This is a genomic window from Rubritalea sp., assembly GCF_039830215.1.
GTDB lineage: Bacteria > Verrucomicrobiota > Verrucomicrobiia > Verrucomicrobiales > Akkermansiaceae > Rubritalea.
The window spans coordinates 1-3,110 of sequence record NZ_JBDOPO010000356.1; the positions used below are offsets into that span (position 1 = coordinate 1).

The 3,110-nt window shown below is 49.7% G+C and carries 4 protein-coding genes; all 4 read right to left on the minus strand.

Going from position 1 to position 3,110, the window contains the following annotated elements; translation table 11 throughout:
* A partial coding sequence (locus ABGY95_RS12075; protein ID WP_347441933.1) for an AAA domain-containing protein occupies positions 1–866 on the minus strand: 866 nt, incomplete at its 3' end.
* A 93-nt stretch (positions 867–959) separates the two neighbouring features.
* Positions 960–1,958, minus strand: coding sequence for a nucleotidyl transferase AbiEii/AbiGii toxin family protein (locus tag ABGY95_RS12080; protein WP_347441934.1), 999 nt, complete (start codon positions 1,956–1,958; stop codon positions 960–962).
* Positions 1,955–2,566 carry a DUF6088 family protein gene (locus tag ABGY95_RS12085; protein WP_347441935.1) on the minus strand — a complete coding sequence of 204 codons (612 nt, stop codon included), beginning with the start codon at positions 2,564–2,566 and terminating at the stop codon, positions 1,955–1,957. Before ABGY95_RS12085 ends, ABGY95_RS12080 begins: the two co-directional genes overlap by 4 nt.
* A 127-nt stretch (positions 2,567–2,693) precedes the next feature.
* Positions 2,694–3,110 (minus strand): type IV toxin-antitoxin system AbiEi family antitoxin (locus ABGY95_RS12090; RefSeq protein WP_347441936.1); only part of this gene is annotated, 417 nt, incomplete at its 5' end.

The window sequence follows — 3,110 nt, forward strand, 5'->3', positions numbered from 1 at the left end:
ACATGTGGACCTTGGCAATCGCTCAGGCCACTTTCCTCAAGTGTGTCGTAGCGTGGAAAATTCTGCGTTTCATTGCTCACCTGAGCGCCCACCTTTACCACTGGGCATTGCCCATTCAGCACATCCTGAATTTTGCTCAGAGCGTTGTCGATAGAACGATGAGTGAAACCAGTCACCAATACGCGATGCCCCTCGATGAACAATCGCTCCACCAAGCGTGCCAGAGTCTGCGTTTTTCCAGTACCAGGAGGGCCTTGAATTAAGTGCATCGGGCTCGCCGCAAGCGCCGTAGCAACCGCATCTTTTTGGGAGTCATTCAGTGGTGATTCAGATTCATCCAATGCATCGTAAGTGTCATCAAATGTCTCGGCATCAATCGTGGCTGCTTGTTCCTCAAAGAGGATAGGAAAAACAGTCTCGCGACCATGTGCCGACTCAGCCAATTGCTTCAAGCCGCGTAGGTAAAAGTCAGAAACATCCACAAAGTCTTCATCAATTGTCCAACCCTGGATTTGTTCAAAATCTAATTGATCGCACGCCGTACACCTCACGGTGAGCCCTTGCTCAGTAAGCCCATAGAATATTCCGCCAAAATGGTGACCTGCTGGTGAATCTTGGCTGATTCGCACCCGTTGTTGCTCTTTCAAAAAGGCAAAGTCCTCGCGAGGTGGGATGAAGTGGATTAACTTGTGGCTGTGATCGATCGAAGCAATTTCCAATTTCCCCAGGGCTCGACCAGACTCCACACGATCCAGCAATAACTGCCCCCATTGTTTCTCCATCTGCCCACGCTGCAAATCGCGCTCCTCCAGCACCTCAGCTTCGATTTGATTAAGAACTTCTAACACTACGAACCTTATGGACAATCATATGCAGTAATTCAATGCTTCTTCTTGAGAAGCTGCGGGTGAAGCGACTTCGAGCTGCAATGAATAATTAACGAGTGAATCATTCGGCTCCTACGATTCGTTAATCTCACGTTCTAGATCGATCAGGGCGGTGGTGATTTCCTGAAACGTGGGACGTCCTCCGAAGATCATTTCCTGCATCGCTTCATAATCTTTCTGCATGGCCTTGAGTACATGCTCAGGCGGTACGAGTTTCAGTGCTCCTGTGACGGCGGCGTCATAGTCCGCCCAGCCACGCGGGTAGAACTTTTTCTTAAATTCCACCACGTTTACGAGTAAGTCTGACTGCCCTAGTGAAGATGCTTTCAGCTCTTCGTCAGCGGCCATCATAAAGAGGTCGTAATAGTGGCGTGAATAGCGTGCGGGAACTGGAGTTCCTTCTGGGCGATTCGCTTCGTGATGGAGGATCGTGGCTTTCTCCCAGAAAGTACGTTCAGCATCGATCGCTTGTACAGCACACTCAGCTTCCTCGAACAAAGCCGGAAAATGCTCCGCCGCGTAGGGTGCTACTGTGTGGTTTGAGTGGGGGAGCCATGACGCTAAGGGGCCGATCTCCAGCTGAATATATGGCAGTATGGACTCGGTGCTCGCAGCCCTAGGGTATTTGACCCGAACTACATGGCCTTGGTCTTTCTCATCCGTTTTTATTTCTAACTCGCAGTGTGAACCAAGAGCTTCTTCTAGCTGCGGCAAGATGACCTCTGCAATGTAAGTGACGGCACGCTCGTTAAGATGATCGTTCAGCTTTGACTGTTGCCTCTTTGAGCGTTCAGCCATCGGGTCTTTTCCTTCATTCACCTGTCGCCAGTCGAGCACGAGATCAATATCCTCAGAGAATCGGTGAATCAATCCGTAGACTTTCGACAGACTTGTACCGCCTTTGAAGATGAAAATCTTTGATAGCTCAGAGTGCTCGAAAAGTTGCTTCAGTGTCCAGCAGACCCAGAAGTCTTTCTCGATAATAGCGACGGAGCCTAGGCTCATGCGCTCGGCTGTCATGGTGAAAAGCTCATTGCGTTCCTGCTCGGATAGTTTAGCAACTCGGTTCATGCCTCAGTACGCTTGGTGATCTGCAGGATCAGGTTGCTGACCCAGGCTGGAGCGGTCTTGGTATCGCGTAGGATTTTCTTCCACATGCTAGGCGACCACTTGTCTGCAAGTTGCGAGATCAGTGCGTCATCAATACGTTCTTGTCCTAGAGCTTTGAGTGCTTGCACCACAAGTTCACTTTCCTTGTGCTTGAATACCGATTCCTTCAGCGAGCGCTTTTTGAAGGTGAGCTGCTGTTTTCCTATCTCGTAGGTTTTGCTAGGACCATCGGACAGGTAGATACTCTGTGCGGGAACTTGGGTAGAGAGACCCAAGAGATTTAGAGCTGTGTTCTCAGAAGGCTGGATGCGCCAGCCAGACTTGCGTGCCAAAGCGCGGGCTACTTGGTCGATGTCAGGCCCCATCTCGGTGCCGAGTAACTTGCTGATGCGCGGGTAGTCGTACAAGCCACGCAGGACACGGCGGATTGTCCCTTTAGAAGCCAATTCGGAGAGAGCCTTACGAATATCTGCGTCATTGCCTATATCCAAGAAATCAATCTTAGAAAATGCCCACCCCCTATGGTTTGCATAAATTCTAGAAGATGTTTTATTTTCAATGGATTTCACTGCTTTTATATAGCATTTTTTTTCACAAGTTGAAGGGGCTTTTTGTGAAAAATATTAGCAATGGTTTTTGAATATTTTGACACGCTTGGTTTTGATACGCGCTTAGAGTGAGGCTACTAGGTTCATCTTAGACGAGGGCATCGAGGTAAGGGCGGATGACGGAGCCTACACGTTGAACTTTGGCGTACTCCATGATGTCTGCGGCGCTTGTTTTGTTGGGTGAGTTGCTGCGCAGCACATCCTTGAGAGCTTCGAGACAGACATCCAGGCCGATACGATTACGGTACTTAAAGCAATCCACCACCGTACGTGCTGGGTTGGTGATCTGGACTTCGATCCCGTTGAGTGTGTGTTTCTCCACTCCTTGGGTAAACGCTCCAGTCACTTTGCTGCGTGCGACCTCGATTGGAGGGTACTCAATTCTAGGTGTCACTGCATTCTGTTTGAGAAGAATCCACACAGCATGTGCTTGTTGCGTCCCGATCTGGTGGAACTGAAGAGCTGAGAGCAGGCATACTACTGCTTGGGGCACGCGTGCAACTAC